Source organism: Pseudoalteromonas sp. S3178, assembly GCF_005886985.1.
Classification (GTDB): domain Bacteria; phylum Pseudomonadota; class Gammaproteobacteria; order Enterobacterales; family Alteromonadaceae; genus Pseudoalteromonas; species Pseudoalteromonas carrageenovora.
Genome location: NZ_PNCW01000313.1, coordinates 1 through 257, shown reverse-complemented (window position 1 = coordinate 257; position 257 = coordinate 1). Strand labels below are relative to the sequence as shown.

The 257-nt window shown below is 43.2% G+C and carries 1 protein-coding gene; it reads left to right on the top strand.

Annotated elements, in window-relative coordinates; all coding sequences use genetic code 11:
* A partial coding sequence (locus tag CWC11_RS21105; protein WP_502704816.1) for a GNAT family N-acetyltransferase occupies positions 1–217 on the top strand: 217 nt, incomplete at its 5' end.
* Between the last annotated feature and the right edge of the window lie 40 nt (positions 218–257).

Sequence of the window (257 nt, the reverse complement as noted above, 5' to 3'; positions counted from 1 at the left end):
AATTGCACGGCTGATGTGTGAACATTCCCAGCAACAAGCGTTAGCGTTGGGGTTCGAAGCCATGCAATTTAATAGCGTGGTATCGACCAATGAACTGTCGATTAAACTTTGGCAAAAGCTTGGTTTTACCATTGTGGGCACTATTCCCAAGGCTTACAAGCATCCTAGGCTGGGTTTGGTCGATAGCTATGTTATGTACAAATGGTTGGCTGAATAAAGTGGACAGGCTCTAAACTAACGTGGAAAATGTTATTTTG